This window comes from Dyella solisilvae, assembly GCF_003351225.1.
Lineage (GTDB): Bacteria > Pseudomonadota > Gammaproteobacteria > Xanthomonadales > Rhodanobacteraceae > Dyella > Dyella solisilvae.
The window spans coordinates 989,150-1,011,458 of record NZ_QQSY01000002.1; the positions used below are offsets into that span (position 1 = coordinate 989,150).

The window sequence follows — 22,309 nt, forward strand, 5'->3', positions numbered from 1 at the left end:
CGAAAGCGCTCCTTCCAGTGGTTGAAGATTTCCCATGAGTGACCTGTGGCGGCGCTGTCTCGAGCGTCTCGAGGGCGAATTAAACGCCGAAGACCTGCACACCTGGCTGATGCCGTTGCAGGCACGCGACGACACCCATGGCCTGCAGTTGTTTGCGCCCAATCCGTACACCCTGGACACGGTGCGCGAGCGCTACCTGGCGCGCATCGAAACGGTGATCAGCCAGCTGACCGGCCATGACCTGACGGTGCGGCTGGAGGTGGGCTCCAGCTCCCCGCGCGCCACGCCGAGCGGCAAGCCGGCCGCGCCCGCCCCGGTAGCGGCGCCCAAGGCTGCGCCTGCGCCCGCCGAAGCGCCGGCGCCGGTGTATACCCACAACCTGGACCCGCACTACACCTTCGAGACCTTCGTCGAGGGCAAGTCGAACCAGTTGGGCAAGGCGGCCGCCATGCAAGTGGCGATGAACCCGGGCCGTGCCTACAACCCGCTGCTGCTGTATGGCGGCACCGGCCTGGGCAAAACCCACCTGATGCACGCCACCGGCAACCTGATGCGCGAGCGCAATCCGGACTTCAAGGTGCTGTACCTGCGTTCGGAGCAGTTCGTCGGCTCGATGATCGAGGCGCTGCGCACCAAGAGCATGGACGAGTTCAAGCGCCGCTTCCGCTCGGTGGACGCGCTGCTGATCGACGACATCCAGTTCTTCGCCGGCAAGGACACCACGCAGGAAGAGTTTTTCCACACCTTCAATGCGCTGTTCGAGTCCAAGCAGCAGATCATCCTGACCTGCGACCGCTACCCGAAGGAAGTGGACAAGCTCGAGCCGCGCCTGAAGTCGCGACTGGGCTGGGGCCTGTCGGTGGCGATCGAGCCGCCGGACTTCGAGACGCGCGCGGCGATCCTGTTGTCCAAGGCGCACGACAAGGGCGTGGCGGTGGGGGAGAACGTGGCGATGCTGCTGGCCAAGCGCATCCGCTCCAACGTGCGCGACCTGGAGGGCGCGCTGAATACGCTGGCGGCGCGCGCCAACTTCTACGGCAAGCCGATCACCATCGATTTCGCCGAGGAGACGCTGCGCGACCTGCTGGCCACGCACGCCCAGGCAGTGACCGTGCCGAACATCCAGAAGACGGTGGCCGACTACTACCAGGTGCGCCTGCAGGACCTGTTGTCCAAGCGCCGCGTGCGTTCGCTGGCGCGCCCGCGCCAGATCGCCATGGCGTTGTCCAAGGAGCTCACCGAGCACAGCCTGCCGGAAATCGGCGAGGCGTTCGGTGGTCGCGACCACACGACGGTGCTGCATGCCTGCCGCACCATCAAGAAGCTTTGCGAGACCGACACGCGGATGCGCCAGGATTGGGAACAGCTGATCCGCATCCTCACCGGTTAAACCAGTGTCGGCTGTGTACTAAGTGCTTGAAAAGTACTGTGGCAAGCTGTGGATAATAGGTGGACGAAATGGCCGGCAAAGTTATCCACATCTGGCCCACAGTCATCGAGCTCCTGGGGACACAAGCTGAAAATGGCCCAATCAATTGATTTTGAAGGTTATTTTCGGTTTTAAAAGTTATCCACGCCGCCTACCACCACCACAGAACTTCTTTTAAAAACAGAAAAGCAGGATTGGGGAAGCGCATATATGCAATTCAGCATTCAACGAGAAGCTCTGCTTAAGCCGCTTCAGCAGGTCGTCGGCGTGGTTGAACGACGCCAGACGCTGCCGGTGCTCGCCAACCTGCTGGTGAAGGTCGCCGACGGCAAAGTGTCCATGACCGGCACCGACTTGGAAGTCGAAATGGTCGCCACCACCGGCGCCGACAAGCTGGCGGACGGTGAAATCACCATTCCCGCCCGCAAGCTGTTCGACATCGTGCGTGCGCTGCCTGATGGCGCCCAGATCGAGCTGAAGCTCAACGGCGACCGCGTGGCGCTCAATGCCGGACGCAGCCGCTTCACGCTCGCCACGCTGCCGGCCACCGAGTTCCCGACCATCGATGAAATAGAGCTGGTTGAGCGGGTCACGCTGCCGGAAGAAGTGCTGCGCGACCTGATGGACCGCACCGCGTTCGCCATGGCCAACCAAGACGTGCGCTACTACTTGAACGGCATGCTGCTGGACCTGCAGGAGCACACGCTGCGTTGCGTGGCTACCGACGGCCATCGCCTGGCGCTCAAGGAAACCAAGCTGGACAGCAAGGTGGCCGCGCGCCGGCAGATCATCATTCCGCGCAAGGGCGTCAACGAGCTGGTTGGGTTGTTCGAGACCGGCGAAGGGCAGGTTGAGCTAGAATTCGGGCGCAATCACCTGCGAGTTCGCCGTGGCGACGTGGTGTTCACCTCCAAGTTGATCGACGGCCGCTTCCCGGATTACGAGGCGGTGATCCCGCTCGGCGCCGACAAGTCCGCCACGCTGGATCGCGAAGTGCTTCGTGGCGCCCTGCAGCGCGCTGCGATCCTGTCCAACGAGAAGTACCGCGGCGTGAAGCTGGAACTCTCGCCGGGCAAGCTGCGCATCGTGGCGCACAACCCGGAACAGGAAGAGGCCGTGGAAGAGCTGGAAGCCGAGACGGTGGTGTCGGATCTGGCCGTGGGCTTCAACGTGGGCTACCTGCTCGACGCGCTGGGCGCCCTGCGCGGCGAACGTGCCCGCCTCAACCTGCGGGATGCACAGTCCAGCTGTCTGGTGCAGGAAGACGACAGTGACCAGGCCCGCCACGTGATCATGCCGCTGCGCCTCTGATGTCTGACACGCGATTGCCGAAACCGGGCAAGCCGCCAAGAAACGCCGGGGTCGTCGCAAGACACCCCGGCGTTCTTGCGTTGGGAAGCCGCTGAGATGTGGCTGGAGAGTCTGCGCATTCGTGGCCTGCGGTGTCTGGCCGAGGTCGATGTGGCCCTGGAGCCGGGCGTGACGGTGTTTGCCGGGGCCAACGGCGCCGGCAAGACCAGCTTGCTGGAAGCCGCCTTCCTTTTGTCCCACGCCCGTTCCTTTCGCAGCGGGGCCAAGGAGGCCTTGCTCCAGCGAGGGGCTGACGGACTGTCGGTATTCGCCGAGCTACGACACGCGGATGGGCAAGCCCACCGCATTGGGCTGGGGCGTCAGGGAAGCCGTTGGGAAGCCAGGATCGACGGGGCGCCTGCTTCCTTGAGCGAACTTGTAGGGGAATGCGCCGTGGTGTGTTTCGAACCCGGCTCGCATGCCCTGATAGCCGGCGGGGCTGAAGAGCGGCGTCGTTATCTGGATTGGGGCGTGTTCCACGTGGAACATGGCTTCATGCTGGCATGGCGTCGGTATCAACGAGCGCTGAAACAGCGAAATAGCCTGTTGCGGGCGGCAACGCCAGCCCCTGACGCCCAGTTCCTGCCTTGGGAGGCTGAACTGGCCTCCGCTGCGGCCCTGATTGACCAACAGCGCGAACTTTATCTGGGAGCCTTGCGCCCCTATTTAGCTGGAAGCATGGCGGCGCTATTGCCGGAGCTGGGTTTGGTGGAGCTGCGTTACCGACGAGGCTGGGCTGATGGCGCTGAACTGGCTGAGGTGCTCGCCTTGCAACGGGGGAGGGACCTCGCCCGTGGGCACACCACCCAGGGTTCGCATCGGGCGGATTGGTCGATTGCCTTCGAGCACGCGCCGCTTCGTGAGCATCTGTCCCGCGGGCAAGAGAAGCTCACCGCGCTGGCCTGCGTGCTGGCCCAGGCGTCCCTTTACGCCGAGAGGCGGGGGGAGTGGCCGGTGGTCTGTCTGGACGACCTGGCTTCCGAGCTCGACAAGGCCCACCAGGCCGCAGTGGTCGCCCAACTGAGAGCGGTGGGGGCCCAGGTGCTGGTGACCGGGACGGAGGTGCCTGACGCCTTGCAGGGCGACTCCACGCAGGTGTTCCACGTGGAACAAGGTCGTCTCAACCCCCTGCTATAATCAACGAATTGTGTATTCCGCCCGGCCTTTCACGGCGCCAAACCGGGTGGAAATGGGCGCCCAGGAAACGGTCGACGAATGAACGCATCCTACGATTCGAGCAACATCAAGGTACTGAAGGGCCTGGAAGCGGTGCGCAAGCGCCCGGGCATGTACATCGGCGACACCGATGACGGCACCGGCCTTCACCACATGGTGTTCGAAGTCGTCGACAACTCCATCGACGAAGCCCTGGCCGGCTACTGTGACCATGTCACGGTCACCATCCTCGAGGATGGCTCGGTCAGCGTGTCAGACAACGGCCGTGGCATCCCGGTCGACATACATCCGGAAGAGGGCCGCTCCACCGCCGAGGTGGTGATGACCGTGCTCCATGCCGGCGGCAAGTTCGACGCCAATTCCTACAAGGTGTCAGGCGGCCTGCACGGCGTGGGCGTGTCGGTGGTGAATGCGCTCAGCTCGCACCTGTGGCTGACCATCTACCGCGAAGGCAAGGAATACCAGCAGGAATACTCGCTTGGCGAGCCGAAGTACCCGGTGAAGGAAGTCGGTCCGGCCAACAAGCGCGGCACTACCGTGCGCTTCCTGCCGAGCACGGACACCTTCTCCAACATCGAATTCCATTACGACATCCTGGCCAAGCGCCTGCGTGAGCTGGCGTTCCTCAACTCCGGCGTCACCATCGACCTGAAGGACGAACGCGGGGAAGGGCGCAGCGACCGCTTTGCCTACGAGGGCGGCATCAAGTCGTTCGTGCAGCACCTGGCGCAGCTCAAGACCGCGTTGCACCCCAACGTGATCAGCCTGAGCGCGATGCAGGACGGCATCTCGGTCGAGCTGGCGATGCAGTGGACGGACGCCTACCAGGAGACGATGTATTGCTTCACCAACAACATCCCGCAGCGTGACGGCGGCACCCATCTCACCGGCTTCCGCGCGGCGCTGACGCGCTCGCTGCAGGGTTACATCGAGAAGGAAGGCCTGGCCAAGAACGCCAAGGTGGCGCTGTCGGGCGACGACATGCGCGAAGGCTTGATCGCGGTGTTGTCGGTGAAGGTGCCCGATCCGAAGTTCTCCTCGCAGACCAAGGACAAGCTGGTTTCCTCCGAGGTGAAGACCGCGGTGGAGCAGGCCGTCAACGAGAAGCTGGGCGAGTTCCTGCTGGAGCACCCGAACGAAGCCAAGGCCATCGCCTCCAAGGTGGTGGACGCCGCGCGTGCCCGCGAGGCGGCCCGCAAGGCCCGCGAGATGACCCGCCGCAAGGGCGCGCTGGACATCGCCGGCCTGCCGGGCAAGCTGGCTGACTGCCAGGAGAAGGATCCGGCGCTGTGCGAACTGTTCCTGGTCGAGGGTGACTCCGCAGGCGGCTCGGCCAAGCAGGGCCGCAACCGCAAGACGCAGGCCGTGCTCCCGCTGAAGGGCAAGATCCTCAACGTGGAGAAGGCGCGCTTCGACAAGATGCTGTCCTCCGCCGAAGTCGGCACGCTGATCACGGCGCTGGGCACCGGCATCGGCAAGGAGGAATACAACCCGGACAAGCTGCGCTACCACCGCATCGTCATCATGACCGACGCGGACGTGGACGGCTCGCACATCCGCACCCTGCTGCTGACCTTCTTCTACCGCCAGATGCCCGAGCTGATCGAGCGCGGCCACGTCTACATCGGCCTGCCGCCGCTGTACAAGATCAAGCAGGGCAAGAACGAGATGTACCTGAAGGACGATGCGGCGCTGAACGCCTACCTCGTCTCGACCGCCGTGGACGGCGCCGGCCTCAGCTACAGCGGCGATGCGCCTGCCATCACCGGCGAGGCGCTGGAGAAGCTGCTGCGCGACTACCAGTCCGCCCTGGACCAGATCGAACGTCTGGGCCATCGCTTCGACGCCAGCGTGCTCACCGCGATGCTCGAGCACGCACCGCTGGAAGCCCCGTTGTGGAGCGACACCGCCGCCATGCAGACCTGGCTCGCCGGCGTGGAAAAGCGCCTGGCCGCCTCGGGCCTTGGCAAGCCCCGCTACCGCCTGGCGCTGCGCCCGGCGGTCGACGAGCAGCCCGCCGCGATCGAAGTGGTGAAGGACCAGCACGGCCTCAGCCATACCTGGCTGCTGCCGCAGCCGTTCTTCGCCGGCAGCGAGTTCCGTCCGATCCTGCAGGCCAGCCAACAGCTGGCCGGCCTGGTCCAGGCCGAAGCCGTGGTTCGCCGCGGCAACGGTTCGCGCGGCGTGCAGAGCTTCGCCGAGGCGCGCCACTGGCTGCTGGAAGAGGGCAAGAAGGGCCGCATGATCCAGCGCTTCAAGGGCCTGGGCGAAATGAATCCGGAGCAGCTGTGGGAGACCACGGTGAACCCGGAAACCCGCCGCATGCTCCAGGTGGGCATCGAGGACGCTTTCGCCGCGGACCAGATGTTCTCCATGCTGATGGGTGAGGCGGTCGAACCGCGCCGCGACTTCATCGAGGCAAACGCGCTGAAGGTGGCGAACCTGGACATCTGAACCAGTGCGCAGGGGTTGGCGGTCGTCCTGCGACGGCCGTCACACCCACCCCACTTTCGCTCGATCGTGCTAGCGTATTAGCACGTTAGTGCGCGACGACCACAACGGGAAACCTGCGTTTTCCAGGGCAAAAAGTCACGGGTGGCATGGCGCTGGCGCTTGTAAATCATGTCCAGTCGTCTGCGTATGGTTCAACTTATTGATTCTTAACAATCTTTGTTGTGGCACTGCGACTTGTTATCTGGCTCCTAGTCAGGTTACGCTCAGCGATCCCCCGCGTCATCGGCGCGTGAAACCCCTAAACCTGAGGACTGCCATGAAGCGTGTTCCCCTGATCAAGATGCTCGCTGGTACGGCGCTGGCCCTGGCCGTGGTGAGCACCCCGGTCATCGCGGGCGACAGCACTTCCAAAGATAAGAAGGAAGCGCTGTATCCGAATGCCACCCGCAAGGAACCGAAGCTGGACCTGACCAGCGACAAGGATCAGAAGGCCCTCAACGAAGGTCTTGATGCCGCCAATGCGCAGGAGAAGGACAAGGCGATCCAGCTCCTCCAGCCGATCGTGGACGGCAGCAAGAGCAAGTACGCCCAGGCGCTGGCTCTGCAGGCGCTGGCCAACCTGCACTACAACGACGGCGACGTGAAGGGCGCCATCGACCTGCTCAAGCGTTCGCTCGACATCGGCGTCATGCCGAACGACACCTACTTCCAGCTCCAATACATGCTGGCCCAGTTCTACCTGGCCGATGAGCAGTACCAGCTGGCGATCGACACGGTCGAGAAGTGGCGCGCCGAGGGCAAGAAGGAAACCGCTGCCTCGTACGCACTGGAAGGCAACGCCTACTACCGCCTCGAGAAGTACCCGGAAGCGATTGCCGCCATCAAGAAGGCGCAGTCGATGACCGACAAGCCGGAAGACAGCTGGAACCAGATCCTGATGGCCAGCTACTCGGAGTCGGGCCAGGGCGACCAGGCTGCCCAGGTGGCCCAGCAGCAGCTCGCCGCCAACCCGAACGATCCGAACGCGCTGAACAACGCGGTCGCCGTGCTGATGCAGGCCCAGAAGTATCCGGAAGCGATCGCGCTGATGGAGAAGGCTCGCGCCGCCGGCCAGCTCAAGACCGAGAAGGACTACGTCAACCTGACCAAGCTCTATCTGGTCAGCGGCCAGAACAGCGGTGACCAGAAGGGTCCGGCGACCAAGGCGGTTGCCGTGCTGCAGGAAGGCATCGACAAGGGCGTCGTGACGCCGACCGCTGAAAACTTCCAGCTGCTCGGCACCGCCAACTACATGTCCGACAATGTGGCGGGCGCGCTGGCGGCCTATAAGAAGGCGATCCCGCTGGCGAAGGACGGCGAAGCGAACATCCGCGCCGGTCAGCTGCTGATCCAGGACGGCAAGTTCAGCGAGGCCAAGGGCCTCATCCAACAGGGCATCGACAAGGGCGTGCAGCACAAGGGCACTGCTTACATGTTGCTGGCCGAAGCGAATCGTGGCCTGAAGGACAAGCCGGGCACGATTGCAGCCATGGAGAAGGCCGCGCAGGACCCCGAAACCTCCGCCAAGGCAAACGCTTGGCTGAAGGCTCAGGGAGCGAGCAAGTAAGGCGTTGCGTGTAACAACCGAGAGGCGGATAGACGTCCATATCGCCGCCTCACGGGTGCTATACAAATGCCATGTGCTGTTGTACCGTTGAAACCTTTCCGTGTTCGCGTCCAGTGGCAAATGTCATCCCGTTTATTGGATCGATATTGCCACCAGGTGCTGTGACCACGACTCACCGATTGATTAGCTCCAGATAGTGACAGATGGCCTCAAGTAACGAAGCAACCGGCCAAGGGCCGTTTAATTGGAGGCGTACCTGGGCGCTGGCTGTTGCCATCGCGCTGCATGCGTTCGCGTTCCTGTTGCTGGTGGCGCCAATGGCACCACCCAAGCAGGTGCAGAAGGAGAAGGAGCGCACCGTACAGGTGAACTTCATCGAACCGCCGCCGCCGCCGCCGCCACCGCCGCCGCCGCCGCCGGAACCCCCGAAGCAGCCGCCGCCGAAGATCATCCAGCAGGTCAAGCCGCCGCCGACACCGCCGCCGCCGGCTCCGCCCCCGGCTGTCGAGGAAGCGTCCACCAACGCTATCCCCGCGCCGCCGCCGGCTCCGCCTGCTCCTCCGGCAGCGCCTGCTGACATCACCGCCAGTCAGGACATCAGCTACAACAGCCGTATTCAGCCCAAGTATCCGCCGCAGGCGATTCGCCAGCGTCACGAGGGCACGGTCACGCTGATGATCCTGGTGGGTGTCGACGGAACGCCTAAGGACATCAAGGTGGAATCGTCCAGCGGTTTCCGCGAGCTGGACCAGGCCGCGATTGAAACGGCGCGCAAGTGGCGCTTCAATCCGAATATCCGGAATGGACAAAAGACGGAAGGTTATGTCCGCGTTCCGATCAACTTCAATCTCAATCAGCTGTAACTCCGGTTACGGTCAATTAGTTCACGCTTGACTTTCCAAGGGTAGCGTTATGTTCCTGCAAACTTCTCCGGCCCCCGCGGGCGGTACCACCAACGCCGAAGCCATGAAGTCGATGGGCTTCGACCACCTCATCCACAACTTCGATTTCCTTGGCTGGATCGTGTTCGTGGTGCTGGTGGTGATGTCCTTCTCCTCCTGGTACTTCATCGTCGCCAACGCGATCCGCAACTCCATGGTTCGCGGCCGCGCCGACAAGGTCATCAACGGTTTCTGGTCGAATGGCTCGACCCAGGACGCCATCCGTGAGCTGGAAGCTCAGCCCAAGGGCGAACCGTTCTCGAAGATCGCCCTCGACGCCGCTTCGGCCGTCGCTCACCACCAGCAGGCTTCGGCCGGCGGTGGTCGCCTCGCCGAGTCGCTCAGCCGCTCCGAGTTCATCGACCGCGCCCTGCGCCAGGCCGTCGCTCGCGAGAGCCTGCGTCTGGAAGGCGGCCTGACCCTGCTCGCCACGGTCGGTTCGTCGGCTCCGTTCATCGGTCTGCTTGGTACCGTGTGGGGCATCTACCACGCGCTGATCAAGATCTCCGCGTCGGGCAATGCTTCGATGGAAGCGGTGGCCGGTCCGGTGGGTGAAGCTCTGATCATGACCGCCTTCGGTCTGTTCACCGCTATCCCGGCCGTGCTTGCCTACAACTTCTTCAACCGTTCGAATCGCCTGACCTACGCTCAGTTCGACGAGTTCGCGCACGACCTGCACGACTTCTTCGCGACCGGCGCTCGCGTCGAAGGCAAGTGAGGGATTGACCCATGGCGATGAGCACTGGAGACAGTTCCGGCGGTCCGATGTCGGAAATCAACGTCACGCCGCTCGTCGACGTGATGCTGGTGCTGCTGATCATCTTCATGATTACCGCGCCGCTGATGTCCCATCGAATCACGGTGGTGCTGCCGACCGCTAACCCGAAGGTTGCGGACACGGAGCAGGTTGAGCCGATGGACTTGGCCGTGAAGCCGGATGGCACGATGTACCTCAATGACGTCGAAGTCACTGAGGGTGAGCTGAAGGCGCAGTTTGCGGTTGCGGCGTCCAAGACGCCGCAGCCGGAGCTGCAGATCCGCGCGGACAAGACCACGGAATACAAGGTCGTGAAGAAGATCCTGGCCAGCGCCAAGGAACAAGGCATGGTCCATGTCGGTTTCATTACGACCGGCAAGGAGTAAGAGTCATGGCATTCAGTTCTGGAAGTGGTAAGGGCCCGATGGCCGACATCAACGTCACGCCGCTCGTCGACGTGATGCTGGTGCTCCTGATCATCTTCATGATCACGGCCCCGATGCTTACCCACAAAGTGAAGATCGACCTGCCGCAGCCGAACCCGAACGTGGTCCAGCCGGAGAATCCGCCGGAACCAGTCCGCCTCAAGATCGACCAGTCCGGCGCGCTGTACTGGAACGATACCCCGGTGGACGAGCTGGGCCTGAAGGCACAGCTGGCGGTGATTGGTGGTCTGGGCGATCCGGCGAAGCAGCCGGAAGTGCAGATTGCCGCGGACGATGGCGTCGCTTACGAGCACGTCGCCCGTGTGCTGGCCGATGCGAAGAGCTTCGGTCTGACCAAGATCGGCTTCACTGAAGGTCAGTGATTCCGCGAGGAATCGCAGTAACACTACCCTTTGAACCCCCGCCTAGTGCGGGGGTTCTTTTTTGGGCGATCGGCATGACGGACGTCTGGACGTTTAGACGGCCAAACATATGCATTGGGCGAATGCCTTGACACGCTTGATTGCGCGTACGGTGCGCATCTACAAGCGCACGTTGACCACGCAGGAGCAGACCCTGTGCGCGACCATCACTTCATCGCAGCGCGATGAATGACGCTCAGCGCAGAATCTGCAGGTAACGGTGCACGGTCGTGGCCATCCCGTCGTACAGGGCCTCGCCGATCAGCGCGTGGCCGATCGATACCTCGGCCAAGCCAGGTATGGCCGCTTTGAACGTGCCGAGATTGGCCTGGCTGAGGTCGTGTCCCGCATTCACCGCGAGGCCGGCGTGCTGTGCGCGACGCGCGGTGTCCGCGCAGCGCTCCAGTTCCTCCTGCACGTTGCCTTCGGCGAAGGCATGCGCGTAGGGACCTGTATAGATCTCGATGCGCTGCACGCCGATGCCGACGGCGGCCTCAAGACCGGTGGCGCCGGCATCGACGAACAGGCTGACGCGGCAACCGATATCGCGCAACTGAGCAACGATCGGCCGCAACACGTCGATGTCGCGCTCGAGGTCGAAGCCGTGGTCGGACGTGATCTGGCCATCGCTGTCAGGCACCAGGGTGACCTGGGTCGGGCGCACCTCGCGGGCAAGCTCGATCAGGCCGGGATAACTGCCGCGCGCAGCAGCGAACGGGTTGCCTTCGATGTTGTATTCCACACGGCCACGCAGCGCCGCCGCCAACGCGCGCACGTCGTCCGGTCGCACGTGCCGCTGGTCGGGCCGCGGGTGCACGGTGATGCCACCGCAGCCGGCATCGATGCAGGTGTGCGCCGCGCGGATGATGTCTGGTTCGGCGCCGCCGCGCGAATTGCGCAGCACGGCGATCTTGTTGAGGTTGACGCTGAGCAGGGTCATGGAGGCGGCGTGTCTCGCGAACGGGGCGGCGCTGGCCGCGGCGGCGGGCTGCACACAGTGCGCCGATCACCTGCCGTCGGCAAGTGTCCACTGCCGGATGCGACGGGGCTCGCCGTGCCAGGCCAGCGAGCCGACATGGGCTTCGTCCAGCACGAGCCGGTGCAGTTGCCACTGGCTGGCCTGGTGCCCGTCCAGCCGGCCAAGCACCGGAAGGTCGCCTGAGCCGCTAATGCTCAGGCGATCGAGACCGAAGGCAATGCCGCGTCCCAGGGCCTTGAGCACGGCCTCCTTGGCGGTCCAGATCTCGAGGAAGGCGCGGTCGCGCTGTCCATCGGGCAGCTGCTCGAGCGCCTGCGTCTCGTCCGGGCTGAAATAGCGCCGGGCGATGGCAAGGGCTCGGGGGTGCGGACGAACCCGTTCCAGGTCGATGCCGGGAACCACGCCGCGGGCGATGGCGATCACCGCCTGGTCGCTGCTGTGCGACCAGTTGAACGCGAACGCCTCGCCATGTTCCGGGGCCAGCAAGGGACGGCCATGGGCGGCTTCCTCGAGCCGCACCGTGTGCACCGGCACGCCGAGGTAGATGGCCAGCATGGCCAGCAGCGGCGCCCGACCCTCGTGGTGGTCATAGCCGAGCCGCCACACGTGTATCTCGTCATCGCCCAGCCGCTCTGCTACTTTCCGTGGCGTCTGGCCGTCTGTCGTCATCATCCGTCCATGGTGCCGGGTGTGCGGCGTGAGTTACAAGCCGGGCGGACGCCTGCCCCTCTCGCGTCGCCTGGCCGCGGTCCATCGCAGGGACGCACTCGCCACGGAGTATCCGCTTGATCGCCGGTTGGCTGTTGCTGCTGGTTTCGCTGCTCTACGTAGGCCTGCTGTTCGTGGTCGCCTACGCTGGAGATCGGCGGCCGTTGTACCCGCGTCAGCCGCGCCTGCGCCCGTTGGTGTACAGCCTGGCGCTGGCCGTTTACTGCTCCTCGTGGACGTTCTACGGCGCCGTTGGCACCGCCGCGCGCGAAGGCCTTGCCTATCTGCCGATCTACCTAGGCCCGATCCTTCTGTTTGTATTCGGCTATGGCCTGATGCGCCGCCTGGTGCTAGTGGCGCGCCACCGCAACATCACGTCGATCGCCGACTTCATCGGGGCGCGCTTCGGCAAGTCGCACGGACTCGCCGCGCTGGTCGCCATCATCGCGGTGATTGCGGTGGTGCCTTACCTCGCGCTGCAGTTCAAGGCGGTGTCCATGTCGTATGCGGTGCTCGGCGGCTTTGGCGCGCCGGGTGCGGCGCAGTTCGGCGACAGCGCGTTGTGGTGCGCCATCCTGCTCGCGACCTTCGCGATCTTGTTTGGCACGCGCACCATCGACGCCACCGAGCACCACCACGGCATGATGCTGGCCATCGCCGTGGAATCCCTGATCAAGCTGATGGTGTTCGTGGGGCTGGCGGCGTACGCGCTATGGCGTGGCCCGGGCCTGCATGCCACCTTGCAGCTGCCCATGCAGCAGGCGACGCAAGGAGTGTCGCCGGGTTTCCTGGCGCAGACGTTGCTCGCCTTCTGCGCGATGTTCTGCCTGCCGCGGCAATTCCAGATCGGCGTGGTGGAGTGTGAGGATCCGCGGGATCTGCGTAGCGCCCGCTGGCTGTTTCCGGCCTACATGGCGATCGTCTGCGTGGTGGTGTTGCCGATCGTGGCGGCGGGACTTCACCTGCCGCAGGTACGCATGGGCAACCAGGACGCCTGGGTGCTGACGCTGCCGATGGCCTACGGCGACCGCGGGATGGCGTTGCTCGCCTTCCTTGGCGGCTTCTCCGCCGCCACCGGCATGGTGATCGTCGCGTCGGTGGCGTTGTCGACCATGATCAGCAACGACCTGGTCATGCCGATGCTGTTGCGCATCCACCGCTTCAAGCTCGAGCAGCGCACGGACCTCTCCCAGTTGGTGTTGCTGGTCCGTCGCATCGCCATCATCGCGCTGTCCGCGATGGCTTATGTCTATTATCGCGTGGTCGCCGACAACACCAACCTGGCGGCCACCGGCCTGCTGGCTTTCGCCGCGGTGGCGCAGTTCGCTCCGGGCATCGTGGCGGCGCTGTACTGGCGCAGCGCTAGTCGTCGCGGCGTGTCGGTGGGCTTGGCGGCAGGCTTCGCGGTGTGGGTGTACACCCTGCTCCTGCCTGCGATGTGGCGCTCGGCGCCGTGGCTGGACACCGGACCGGCAGGTCTCGGCTGGCTGCGTCCACAGGCGCTGTTCCTTCTCAGCGGTTGGGACCCGGTGATGCATGGCACCTTCTGGTCCCTGCTGTTCAACGTGGCCTGCCTGATCTTCGTATCGCTGCGTTTCCGGCCGAGCCTCGAGGAGCGCCTGCATGCCGCGATGTTCATTGACCCGTATGCCATCGACAACCGTGGCGCGGGTGACTGGCGTGGCCGCGTGGCCGTGGCCGACCTGCGCACGATCGCCGAGCGCATCGTTGGAGAGCGCACCAGCCAACGCGCGTTCGACGACTACGCTGAGCGTCGCGGCAAGCCGTTGCAGCCGGGTGAGGCCGCCGACCGCGCGCTGATCCAGTACACCGAACGCCTGCTCGCTTCCGCCGTGGGCGCAGCAAGCGCGCGGCGCATCCTGATGGGCGCCTTGTCCGGCTCGGGCCTGGATATCGCCGAGGCGATGGCGCTGATGGACGAAGCCTCGCAAGAGCTGCGCTTCAACCGCGAGCTGCTGTCCACGACGCTGGAAAACGTGTCGCAGGGCATCAGCGTGGTGGATGCGCACATGCGACTGGTGGCATGGAACCGCCGCTATCTGGAACTGTTCGACTATCCCGACGGCATGGTCTATGTCGGCGTGCCGGTGGCGGACCTGATCCGCTGGAATGCCGAGCACCGCGAATGCGGTCCGGGTGAAGTCGAGGCCCACGTGGCCAAGCGCATTGGCCACATGCGCGCGGGCTCGCCGCACCTGTTCCAGCGCATCCGCCCCGACGGCACCGTGATCGAGATGCGTGGACGCGCCCTGCCGGGCGGCGGTTACGTCACCACCTATACGGATGTCACCGCGTACAAGCACGCCGAGCAGGCGCTGATTGAGGCAAACGAGAACCTCGAGCAACGCGTCGACCAGCGCACGGCGGAGCTGAGTGAGGCGCTCAACGCCACCGCGCATGCGCGACGCGAAGCAGAGATGGCCAATGCTTCCAAGACGCGCTTCCTCGCTGCGGCCAGCCATGACCTGCTGCAACCCCTGAATGCCGCGCGCCTGTTCACGTCCGCGCTGCGCCAGCATCCCGGGCTGGATGCCGAGGCCAGCCAGCTGGCCGAACGCATCGATGCTTCGTTCCGCGCCGCGGAAGACTTGCTCGACGCATTGCTGGACACCTCGCGCCTCGATGCCGGCAGCTATCGAGCCGATATCAGCAATGTCGCGCTGGCCGACCTGTTCGATTCGCTCAAGGCACAGTTTGCCGTGGTTGCCGAACAGCGTGGACTGAACCTGCGCGTGGCGCCGACACGACTGGCCGTGCGCAGCGATCCGCAGCTATTGCGCCGCGTGCTGCAGAATTTCATCTCCAATGCACTGCGTTACACCCGCAGCGGTGCTGTCCTGCTTGGCGCACGGCGCCTGGGTCACGAAGTGCGCATCGAAGTATGGGATACCGGGCCTGGCATCCCGCCGGAACAGCGCGCGCGCATCTTCGGCGAATTCCAGCGTCTCGATCGGCCATCGCCATGGGGCGAGAAGGGACTGGGCCTGGGCCTGTCGATCTGTGAGCGCATCGCCGGCATCCTCGACCACCGCCTGGAACTGGAGTCGCGCGAAGGCCGGGGCAGCCGCTTCGCGGTGCGTGTGCCGCGCGCGGAGACGCCGGCGCCGCGCCGCCGCACCGTGGCGCACACGGTGTCGCACGAACGGTTGCCGCTCACCGTGCTTTGCCTGGACAACGATCCTTCGATCCTCGACGGCATGCGCGCCCTGCTGCAGCGTTGGGGCGTGGATTGCCGCACGGCGCTCGACGTGACGCAGGCCCAGCAGGAATTGTTGCGCGGACGCATCGACCTGATCCTCGCCGACTACCACCTCAACGACGACATGGACGGCCTACAGGCGCTGCAACAGCTGCGTGGTGTGGTGGACGAGCTGCCGCCGGTGGCGATGATTACCGCCGATGGAAGCAGCGAACTGAAGCAGCGTGCGCGCACCCTCGGATACCCGCTGCTGCACAAACCGGTGCGGCCGGCGGCGCTGCGCGCGCTGCTCAGCGCCTTGGTGCGAAGGCAGACCCCGGCGTGAGGCGATAAAAACACTCAAGAGGATTGAGCGGTGAGAGAAGGCCTCTCGCTTCTCACTCCTCTTCACTCACTCCTGTTCTTCAGCCTTCCTCGTCATCAGGCAACGACGGCATCGCTTCCTGGTCGATGGCCAGGTGGCTGGCGGCGAGCGCCACCTGGGTGCGGTTGTTCACACCCAGCTTGCGCATGATCGCGGTCATGTGCGCCTTCACCGTGGCTTCGGAGACGCCGAGGTCATAGGCGATCTGCTTGTTGAGCAGTCCCTCGGCGATCATGGTGAGCACGCGGAACTGCTGTGGAGTGAGCGTGGCGATGCGGTCGGCCACTGCGGCCTCGTCAGGCTTGAGCTCCATGCCGCCACCCACGAGCTGGTGCGGCAGCCACACGTCGCCGTCGAGCACCTTGCGGATCGCGGTGATGATCTCCTCACCGGGCGTGGATTTCGGGATATAGGCGGAAGCGCCGTGCGCGAGCGCGCGACGCGCCACGGCGACATTCTCGTGTCCCGACACCACGATCGTCGGCAGGCCGGGAAATTGGCCGCGAATATGCGCCAGCGCGGAATAGCCGCGTGCGCCGGGCATATGCAGGTCCAGCAGCAGCAGTTCGGCGTCGGGGTACTGCTCGATCAGGCTAAGCAGGCGGTCGACGTTTTCCGCGCAGTGCACGCTGGCGAAGGGCACGGCGGCCAGCACCGCGCGCTGCAACGCGTCGCGGAAAAGCGGATGGTCGTCGGCAATCAGTACGTCGGGCATGAGGGCAGAAAATAGTGAAGAGAAGTGAGTAGTGAGAGAAGAGCGTCAATCGAGCCGTCTCTGTTTTCTCACTCCTCTTCACTCACTCCTTGGTTATTTGATGAGTCGCTCGTCCACCAGGTTCTTCACCACGCCCGGGTCGGCCAGGGTGGAGATGTCGCCTAGCTGGTCAGGCTGGTTCTCGCCGATCTTGCGCAGGATGCGGCGCATGATCTTTCCCGAGCGCGTCTTCGGCAGCCCCGGCGCCCACTGCAGGAAATCCGGCGTGGCGATGGGGCCGATTTCCTTGCGCACCCAGGCCACCAGCTCCTTGCGCAGTTCGTCGCTGCCCTGTTCACCAGCGATCAGCGTGACGAAAGCATAGATGCCCTGGCCCTTGATCTCGTGCGGCGCGCCGACCACGGCCGCCTCGGCAACCTTCGGATGGGCCACCAGCGCGCTCTCCACTTCGGCGGTGCCGATGCGGTGGCCGCTGACGTTGATCACGTCGTCGACGCGGCCGGTGATCCAGTAGTAACCGTCTTCGTCGCGGCGCACGCCGTCGCCAGTGAAGTAGTTGCCCGGATAGGCGCTGAAATACGTGTCGATGAAGCGCTGGTGGTCGCCGTACACCGTGCGCATCTGGCCCGGCCACGAATCGGTGATCACCAGGTTGCCCTCGGTCGCGCCTTGCAGCACCGTGCCGCCGGCATCGACCACGGCCGGGATGATGCCGAAGAACGGCTTGGTGGCCGAGCCCGGCTTTTCGTCGATGGCGCCGGGCAATGGCGTGATCAGGATGCCGCCGGTCTCGGTTTGCCACCACGTGTCCACCACCGGGCAACGTTCGTCGCCGACCACGCGGTAGTACCACTCCCAGGCTTCCGGATTGATCGGCTCGCCCACCGAACCGAGCAGGCGCAGCGACGCGCGCGAAGCCTTCTTCACCGGGCCCTCGCCCTCGCGCATCAGCGCGCGGATGGCGGTCGGCGCCGTGTAGAACAGCGTGACCTGGTGCTTGTCGATCACGTTCCAGAAGCGGCTGGTGTCGGGGTAATTCGGCACGCCGTCGAACATCACCGTGGTGGCGCCGTTTGCGAGCGGGCCGTACACCACGTAGCTGTGGCCGGTGACCCAGCCCACGTCGGCGGTGCACCAATACACATCGTCTTCACGCAGGTCGAACACCAGCTCGTGCGTGTAGCTGGTGTACACCAGATAGCCGCCGGAGGTGTGCAGCACGCCCTTGGGCTTGCCGGTGGAACCGGAGGTGTAAAGGATGAAGAGCGGATGCTCGGCCTCAAGCGGGGTCGGCGGGCAATCGGCCGACTGGCCGTCCATCAGCGTGTGGTAGTAGCGGTCGCGCGGCGACTGCATCGGCACGGCGCTGCCGGTACGGCGCACCACGATCACGGTTTCTACGCTGTTGGTGCCGGGGCGCTCCAGGGCGGCGTCCACGTTGACCTTCAGCGGGATCTTCTTGCCGCCGCGCACGCCTTCGTCGGCCGTCACCACCACCTTGGCGGTGGAGTCGGCGATGCGGCCGGCCAGCGAGTCGGGCGAGAAGCCGCCGAACACCACCGAGTGGACCGCGCCGATGCGAGCGCAGGCCAGCATGGCCACCGCCGCCTCGGGGATCATCGGCAGGTAGATCGCCACGCGGTCGCCCTTGGCGACGCCAAGGTGCTTGAGCGTGTTGGCGAACTTGCACACCTCGGTGTGCAGTTCCTTATAAGTAATGTGTCGCGACTCGTTGGGGTCGTCGCCTTCAAAGATGATCGCAGTTTTGTCACCGCGCGTGGCCAGGTGACGGTCCAGGCAGTTGGCCGAGACATTCAGCTCGCCATCCTCGTACCAGCGGATGTGCAGGTTGTTCGGATCGTAGGAAACGTTCTTGATCCGGGTCGGCGACTTGGTCCAGTCCAGGCGCTCGCCCACCTTGCCCCAGAAGCCATCCGGGTCGCGCACCGATTCGGCGTACAGCCGCTCATAGTCGTCCTTGCTGATGCGGGCTTTGGCGGCGAACTCGGGCTTGACGGGGTAGAGCTTGGTCATCTGGGGCTCCTGCGGCCGGATCGCCGGCCTCCTCATGCATGGGGAATGCCGCGGGGCAGCGCTGCCTGCGGCGTTCACCGAGTGTAGCGGTTGGCCGGTGATCGGTACGTTTTACGTTGCTTTCGACTTTGGTCGAGGATCACGTTCGACTTTGGTCGAAGCTAGACCAATGGGTAATAGGCGCGGGCGTTGCAGCATGGACATGCTCGGTCTGTCATCGACCTGGGGAGGACGCCATGACACGACCGATCACCGCCCGCGGCAGCCGGTTACTAGCGCTCAGCATCGCCTGCGCGCTCGCCCTGCCCATGGGTGCACACGCGCAAAGCGCTCCCGCGAGCACGGCAAGGACCACCACGCGCGAACAGCAACTCGAAAAGCGGGTGAATCAGCTGGAGCAGGAACTGGCCGAACTGAAGGCCATGATCCAGGAACAGAAGGCGGCCACCAGCCAGGCCAGTCAGACGGCCCAGACGGCTCAGGCCACCGCCGAACAGGCCAATACCACCGCGCAGGCCGCGCAGACCAAGGTGGAAGCGGCGCCAAAGCCGCAGTTCACCACGGCGAAGGGCCTTACCGTGGCCTTGCATGGCTTTGTCAGCGCCACCGGCTTCGGCCAGGACAAGACCTTCGTCAACTATGGCAACGGCCAGAATGCCCTGGTGGTCGCGCCGCAAACGCCGGCCAACAAGGAGAATGGCTACAACGGCGCGCTCAGCGGTTTCGACGTGCGCAACACGCGCTTCTGGCTCGACTTCAGCGGCGCCAAGTTCAGCGAGAACTGGGGCGGTGGCGGCCGCATCGAGATGGACTTCTTCGGTGGCAACAACGGCACCGGCGCCTATGCACAGCAGCAGCCGATTCCGCGCCTGCGCCAGGCCTACATGGACCTTGTCAATCCGAACAGCGGCAGCACCGTCCGCCTCGGCCAGCAGTGGGACCTGATGTTCCCGCTGGACAACACCCCGACCTCGCTGACTCACATCGCATTCCCGCTGGGTTACGGCACTGGCTTCATCGGCTGGCGCTTCCCGGGCGCCGTGTGGATGCAGGATCTCAACCACGGTTCGGATGGGATCCAGTGGCGCCTGGATATGGGCGTGTTCACCGGCAACTGGAATGGTCCGCAAAACGCAGCCGGCACGGCCAACGTCAATTACCTCAATGCCGGCGCCGCCAACTTCCGGCCGCAGGTGGAGGCACGCATCCGCGCACAGGGCAGCGACTGGCTGGCCTACTTCGCGGCGCACTACTCGGAGATCAAGCTCGCCGGCGTGGGTGACATCAATCCCAAGCCGCTGGAGGACACGCTCGACAGTGTCGCCTACGAGCTGGGTGCGCAGTGGAAGCCCGGACCGTGGACCTTCAAGGGTCTGCTCTACGGCGGCAAGGCGATCGGCCAGATCTTTGGCGCGATGTCCCAGTTCGGCGATATCAACGAGTCGGGCGGCTTCGTGCAGGTGAGTTACAACTTCACCCCGAACTGGAGCGTCAACGGCTTCTTCTCCGGGATCCGGCCGAACAACGACGACGTGGTTCGCTGGACTACCACCAGCCCGACGGCCGGCCAGGCCCTGTTGCGCAGCAACCTTTCCGCCCTCAGCGTGCAGTACGCCTCGGGCAACTACGAGCTGGGTGTGGAGTACATGTACAACAAGGTGCGCTGGCAGCTCGGCTCGGAAGGCAACCGTCAGTTCACCAGCGGCAATCAGCTCAGCTTGAGCGGTCTGTATCGATTCTGAGCACGACGACGGCGGCGCAGGAAGCGCTGCCGCCACGGGGTAGTTCACTCCATCCAGGCTTTGGCGACATGGAGGGAGTGAACACACCCAACCGGTTGGCGTAAGGCCAAGGGAATTGCCTGGCTCCGGCAACACGGCAATAAGCAGGGCGGCCTGACCGCCCCGGTGGCCTGCACCCGATTTTCCTGACCCATCGTCCCGACCGGACTGCTCATCAACAAGGGGAACATCATGGCTACGACCGCAGTCGACACTCGCGGATCGATCGACACCAGCCACCGACGCGTCATCCTGGCATCCAGCCTGGGCACGGTGTTCGAGTGGTACGACTTCTATCTCTATGGCTCGCTCGCTGCGCTGATCGGCAAGCACTTCTTCAGCGGACTCAACGAGACAAGCCAGTTCATCTTCGCCCTCCTCGCGTTCGCCGCCGGCTTTGCGGTGCGCCCGTTCGGCGCCATCGTGTTCGGCCGCCTCGGTGACATGATCGGGCGCAAGTACACCTTCCTCATCACCATCGTGATCATGGGTTCGTCGACCTTCCTGGTCGGCGTATTGCCCGGGTACGCCAAAGTCGGCGTGATCGCCCCCGTGTTGTTGATCACCTTGCGTTTGCTGCAGGGCCTGGCGCTCGGCGGCGAGTATGGCGGCGCGGCCACCTACGTGGCCGAACACGCACCGCAAGGCAAGCGTGGCCTGTACACCAGCTTCATCCAGATCACGGCCACCTTCGGCTTGTTCCTGTCACTGCTGGTCATCCTTGGCACCCGCCTGGGTTTGGGCACCGAAAACTTCGAGTCCTGGGGCTGGCGTATTCCGTTCCTGGTCTCGCTGCTGCTGCTGATCGTGTCGGTGTACATCCGCATGCAGTTGTCCGAGTCCCCGGTGTTCCAGCAGATGAAGGCCGAGGGCAAGCACTCCAAGGCGCCGCTCACCGAGGCGTTCGGCCAGTGGAGCAACCTCAAGCTGGTGATCCTCGCCCTGCTCGGCGCCACCGCGGGCCAGGCTGTGGTGTGGTACACGGGCCAGTTCTACGCGCTGTACTTCCTCACCCAAAGCCTGAGGATCGACGGCACCACCGCCAACCTGCTGATCGCCGCCGCGCTGGTCATCGGCACGCCGTTCTTCGTGGTCTTCGGATGGTTGTCCGACCGGGTGGGCCGCAAGTCCATCGTGCTGGCCGGCTGCCTGCTCGCTGCACTCACCTACTTCCCGATCTTCAAGGGACTGACCCACTACGGCAATCCGGCCATCGAGCAGGCGGCGGCGACCTCGCCGGTGAGCGTGGTGGCTGACCCGCGGGCGTGCAGCTTCCAGTTCGATCCGGTGGGCAAGAGCCGCTTCACCAGCTCTTGCGACGTGGCCAAGAGTGCGTTGGCCAAGCGAGGCATTCCGTACTCCAATGTGGCCGCCGAGCGCGGCTCCGTCGCCGAAGTGCGGATCGGCGAAGTCACCATCGCGTCGTTCGAAGGCGGCTCGCTCGACAGCAAGGCGTTCGCCGAACAGAGCAAGGCGTTCGGCGCGCAACTGGGCGCGGCGCTGAAGAAGGCGGGTTATCCGGAGAAGGCCGATCCGGAGCAGACCAACAATGTGATGCTGGTGGTGCTGCTCGCGATCCTGGTGCTCTACGTCACCATGGTGTACGGCCCGATCGCGGCCTGGCTGGTGGAGATGTTCCCCACCCGCATCCGCTACACCTCGATGAGCCTGCCGTACCACATCGGCAATGGCTGGTTCGGTGGCTTCGTGCCGACGATCGGCTTCATGCTGGTGGCGTGGAAGGGCGACATCTACTACGGCCTGTGGTATCCGATCATCGTGGCGATCGGCACCTTCTTCATCGGCCTGTTGTTCCTGCGCGAAACCAAGGACGTCGACATCCGTCACTGATCGCGGAAAGGCATGATGCAATCGGAGGGTGCGGCGGGCGACCGTCGCACCCTTTCTCTTTCCTGCAGACGTGCAGGCAGCGCTCTTACATGTGCGA

Annotated in this window: 16 protein-coding genes; 12 read left to right on the top strand and 4 right to left on the bottom strand. The window is 64.5% G+C overall.

The window, feature by feature from the left end:
* The first annotated feature begins 34 nt into the window (after nt 1-34).
* From dnaA to DVT68_RS11520, 9 genes are all read left to right on the top strand, one after another.
* Nucleotides 35-1,390, top strand: coding sequence for a chromosomal replication initiator protein DnaA (gene dnaA / locus DVT68_RS11480; protein WP_114825181.1), 1,356 nt, complete (start codon nt 35-37; stop codon nt 1,388-1,390).
* Between the two features lie 249 nt (nt 1,391-1,639).
* Nucleotides 1,640-2,740: a DNA polymerase III subunit beta gene (gene dnaN / locus DVT68_RS11485; RefSeq protein WP_114825182.1), complete on the top strand. Its 1,101-nt coding sequence runs from the start codon at nt 1,640-1,642 to the stop codon at nt 2,738-2,740.
* A gap of 96 nt (nt 2,741-2,836) precedes the next feature.
* Complete coding sequence (gene recF, locus DVT68_RS11490; protein WP_114825183.1) at nt 2,837-3,916, top strand: DNA replication/repair protein RecF; 1,080 nt, start codon at nt 2,837-2,839, stop codon at nt 3,914-3,916.
* Between the two features lie 78 nt (nt 3,917-3,994).
* Nucleotides 3,995-6,409, top strand: a complete 2,415-nt coding sequence (gyrB, locus tag DVT68_RS11495) for a DNA topoisomerase (ATP-hydrolyzing) subunit B (protein WP_114825184.1) — start codon at nt 3,995-3,997, stop codon at nt 6,407-6,409.
* 316 nt (nt 6,410-6,725) lie between these two features.
* Nucleotides 6,726-8,015 carry a tetratricopeptide repeat protein gene (locus DVT68_RS11500; RefSeq protein WP_199536028.1) on the top strand — a complete coding sequence of 430 codons (1,290 nt, stop codon included), beginning with the start codon at nt 6,726-6,728 and terminating at the stop codon, nt 8,013-8,015.
* 203 nt (nt 8,016-8,218) lie between these two features.
* Nucleotides 8,219-8,878, top strand: a complete 660-nt coding sequence (locus DVT68_RS11505) for an energy transducer TonB (RefSeq protein ID WP_114825185.1) — start codon at nt 8,219-8,221, stop codon at nt 8,876-8,878.
* Nucleotides 8,879-8,927: 49 nt separating this feature from the next.
* Nucleotides 8,928-9,674 carry a MotA/TolQ/ExbB proton channel family protein gene (locus tag DVT68_RS11510; protein ID WP_074549498.1) on the top strand — a complete coding sequence of 249 codons (747 nt, stop codon included), beginning with the start codon at nt 8,928-8,930 and terminating at the stop codon, nt 9,672-9,674.
* Between the two features lie 11 nt (nt 9,675-9,685).
* Entirely contained in the window at nt 9,686-10,099 is a 414-nt protein-coding gene (locus DVT68_RS11515; protein WP_114825186.1) for an ExbD/TolR family protein, read from the top strand.
* A gap of 5 nt (nt 10,100-10,104) precedes the next feature.
* Nucleotides 10,105-10,521, top strand: coding sequence for an ExbD/TolR family protein (locus DVT68_RS11520; protein ID WP_114825187.1), 417 nt, complete (start codon nt 10,105-10,107; stop codon nt 10,519-10,521).
* 235 nt (nt 10,522-10,756) lie between these two features.
* Here DVT68_RS11520 and DVT68_RS11525 read toward each other — a convergent pair whose 3' ends face one another.
* Entirely contained in the window at nt 10,757-11,500 is a 744-nt protein-coding gene (locus tag DVT68_RS11525) for a pyridoxine 5'-phosphate synthase (protein ID WP_114825188.1), read from the bottom strand.
* A 66-nt stretch (nt 11,501-11,566) separates the two neighbouring features.
* On the bottom strand, nt 11,567-12,211 hold the full coding sequence (locus DVT68_RS11530) for a 4'-phosphopantetheinyl transferase family protein (RefSeq protein WP_114825189.1): 645 nt from the start codon (nt 12,209-12,211) through the stop codon (nt 11,567-11,569).
* Nucleotides 12,212-12,324: 113 nt separating this feature from the next.
* On the opposite strand from DVT68_RS11530, the gene DVT68_RS11535 reads away from it, so the two are divergent.
* Nucleotides 12,325-15,792 carry a hybrid sensor histidine kinase/response regulator gene (locus DVT68_RS11535; protein WP_199536029.1) on the top strand — a complete coding sequence of 1,156 codons (3,468 nt, stop codon included), beginning with the start codon at nt 12,325-12,327 and terminating at the stop codon, nt 15,790-15,792.
* A gap of 79 nt (nt 15,793-15,871) precedes the next feature.
* Here the strand turns inward: DVT68_RS11535 and DVT68_RS11540 are convergent, their stop codons facing one another.
* Complete coding sequence (locus DVT68_RS11540) at nt 15,872-16,546, bottom strand: response regulator transcription factor (protein WP_114825190.1); 675 nt, start codon at nt 16,544-16,546, stop codon at nt 15,872-15,874.
* Between the two features lie 93 nt (nt 16,547-16,639).
* Nucleotides 16,640-18,580, bottom strand: a complete 1,941-nt coding sequence (gene acs / locus DVT68_RS11545) for an acetate--CoA ligase (protein WP_114825191.1) — start codon at nt 18,578-18,580, stop codon at nt 16,640-16,642.
* 236 nt (nt 18,581-18,816) lie between these two features.
* On the opposite strand from acs, the gene DVT68_RS11550 reads away from it, so the two are divergent.
* Both DVT68_RS11550 and DVT68_RS11555 read left to right on the top strand, forming a co-directional pair.
* Nucleotides 18,817-20,322 carry a carbohydrate porin gene (locus DVT68_RS11550; RefSeq protein WP_114825192.1) on the top strand — a complete coding sequence of 502 codons (1,506 nt, stop codon included), beginning with the start codon at nt 18,817-18,819 and terminating at the stop codon, nt 20,320-20,322.
* Nucleotides 20,323-20,553: 231 nt separating this feature from the next.
* Nucleotides 20,554-22,212, top strand: coding sequence for an MFS transporter (locus tag DVT68_RS11555; protein WP_114825193.1), 1,659 nt, complete (start codon nt 20,554-20,556; stop codon nt 22,210-22,212).
* Nucleotides 22,213-22,309: the final 97 nt, after the last annotated feature.